The organism is Thermomonas sp. (assembly GCF_047606765.1).
Lineage (GTDB): Bacteria > Pseudomonadota > Gammaproteobacteria > Xanthomonadales > Xanthomonadaceae > Thermomonas.
Genome location: NZ_JASGED010000037.1, coordinates 1 through 2585 on the forward strand (window position 1 = coordinate 1; position 2585 = coordinate 2585).

Genomic DNA, 2585 nt, shown 5'->3' on the forward strand with positions numbered 1-2585 from the left:
AAGGCCTGCCACTTGGCGAGGCTTCGTCAAAATCTGCCCCAGTCAGCGGGCACCGATCGCCGTGCCGCGCGCAACGCCGTTGCGCGCCCGCCCCGTCGCCGCCCGGCCGAAGGCGGCGACGGGGCGATTTTGCTGTGGACGTTGAAACCGGGCGCGGCAGACCTGCCGCGCCCGGTTCGGGAAAAACCCCGGCGCCACGCGCCGGGGCCAGGTTGCGGAATCACGCGGCCAGTGCGTGAGCCCCCACCTCGTCGGCGGCATCTTCCTGCGCATCGTCATCGCTCGCCGCACCCGGCGCGCCTTCCGGCTCCGTGTGGTGCCCGGTCTGGAACACGGCAGGCATCCAGCCGCTCCCCTCGGCCAGTCGTTCGGCTTCGCTGGCAATGTCGCCCTTCTTGAGCTTCGACAGACGGGTGACGTGATCCGGGGCGTACTGCCCGACCGCTTCCAGAATCGCGGCCTTCGGTACGTGCTGGAAATAACCCTCGGCGGTCGGCTTCCACCATACGGCCATGTCCAGCCCCACGACCTGCGCCAGTTCCGCGCCGGGCTGGCGCTGCGTGGCGCGCGGCGTCACCACGTCCACCGTGGCCGCGACGCAGACGGCCAGCAGCCGCACCAGCTCGTCTTGCGACTTCGCCAGCAGCACCGCGAACAGTTCGGCGCTGCCCTCCGGCAAGGCTTCGCCCGCGACTTCCTGCAAGGTGCGCAGCGCCACGGCGGCAGACGATTCCGACACGTCCGGGGCAAGGCTTTCCAGCCGGTCTTGCACTTTCAGGCTCACGCCCAGCGGCAGGTCGTGGCCGTAGTGGCTTCCCTGCAAGACGGTCTGCACCATGCCATGCACCAGCGCGGCCAGCGCCACTTGCGGATGCCGGGCGACTTCGATTTGCAGCGCGGCGGTGCGGTGGGCGCTCAACCGCTGCGCCAGCTTGTCGGACATGGCGGCGGTCTTGGGCAGCCCCTCGCTGTCTCCGTCCTCGCCTTCGTCGTCGTTCCCGGCTTCCTCGCCGCTGAAACCTTGGCGCAGGCGTTCCAGCGTGCGCAGCGCCTTGGCCTCGGCCTCGCGCAGCAGGCCGCGATGGATGACGGCTTGCCCGTTGTGGTCGATGGTGACGATGGCACCGGCTGCGGCCTTCACGGTCGCGCTGTAGTCCTGCAAGCCATCTTCCAGCGTCTGCAACTGCTCGCCCACGGCTTCGCCTTCTTCCTGCAAGGCGTCGGCCTTTTCCTCGTCGTCGGCGTCCAGCGCGTCATCCACGGCTGCGGCCAGTTCCTGCATCTTGGATTGCAGCTTTTCGATGCGCTGCGCTTCGCGCTTGGTCGGTTCGCGCCGCTCCCTCGGCGCACGCTGGAAGGCGTGCAGGTCGGCATGGGTCACGCCCGGCGTGGCATCCACCCACGCCCAGCCTTCGGCCTTCACCTCGGCGGCGATGCCCGCCAGCCGGTCTTGCGCCAGCCGTTCCAGCAGCGCGGCATCGGTCAGATACACGCCCGCATCGCCTTCCGCGAACAGGTCGCGGCGGATGCCGCCGCCTGCGGCTTCGTAGGTGTCCAGCCCGACGAAACGCACCAGCGGATGACGGTAGGCGTCGATTTCCCTTTCGGTGAGGCGGTCGCGCAGCGCGGACGGCTGGCGCTGCCACGTTGGCGCGTCATAGAAGGCGCTTTCCTGCGCGGCGTGGTCGTCGGTGATGGCAAGGGCCATCAACTGATCGAGCGTCACGGCCTCGGCTCGGTAGTCGGCCAGCAAGCGCGGCGAGACGTTCGCCAGCTTCAAGCGGCGCTGAACCACCAGCGGGGACACGCTGAAATCCGCTGCAATGTCCTCGATGGGGCGGCCTTCGGCCACCAGCGCGGCGAAGGCTTCAAACTGGTCTGCCGGGTGCATCGCTTCGCGCTGCACGTTCTCGGTGAGGCTCGCGGTTCGGGCCGTGCCATCGGCCACCAGCAGGCAAGGCACCTCCCATTCCTTGCCAATGCGGTGCTTCTTCGCCAGCAGCTTCAATGCCGCAAGGCGACGGCCACCGGCCACGACTTCGTAATGCTCGCCATCGGCGGATGCAATCACGATCAGGTTTTGCAGCAGGCCGACACGCTGGATGCTGGCGGCGAGTTCGGGAATGGACATGCGCGGGGTCTTGCGCACGTTGCGGCCAGCAGGACGCGACACCAGCCGCGACAGCGGAACCAGAATCAGGTTCTTGGTCGGGTCGGCGGCTTCCAGCGGGATAGCGGCGGCGGTGTTGAGGGAGCGGGCTTCGGTTTGGGTAACGGCGTTCATGGTGATTCTCCAATCAATTGAAACAAGGGAATGGAAGGGAAGCCGCCCCTCCAGCGGGTGAAACATCGGAAGGGGTCAGGCTTTCAACTGGCGCAAGCCATCGGCCAGCATCCAGAGGGCGCGATTGAGGCGCACATCGGAATCAATGCCCTGCACTGGGCGGGTTTGCTGGCGGCGTCCGTTGGCACTGCGGCCATGCAATCCGCCTTTGGTCAGGTTTTCTTGCGCGCGGTTGAACACGCTCCACAAGTCCGGGCGGCGGTCGTCGAACCGGCGCGGCATCAGGATTTGCGATTCGGTG

2 protein-coding genes are annotated in these 2585 nt (G+C 67.5%); both read right to left on the minus strand.

What is annotated here, in order from left to right:
- Positions 1 to 220: 220 nt before the first annotated feature.
- Positions 221 to 2284, minus strand: coding sequence for a ParB N-terminal domain-containing protein (locus tag QM612_RS03810; protein ID WP_415252568.1), 2064 nt, complete (start codon positions 2282 to 2284; stop codon positions 221 to 223).
- A gap of 75 nt (positions 2285 to 2359) precedes the next feature.
- Positions 2360 to 2585: DUF932 domain-containing protein (locus tag QM612_RS03815; protein ID WP_415252569.1), on the minus strand; the 226-nt coding region annotated here is incomplete at its 5' end.

Coding starts and splice junctions, on each gene's coding strand:
- QM612_RS03810 (WP_415252568.1), bottom strand. CDS start 2,284: ATGAACGCCGTTACCCAAACCGAAGCCCGCTCCCTCAACACCGCCGCC.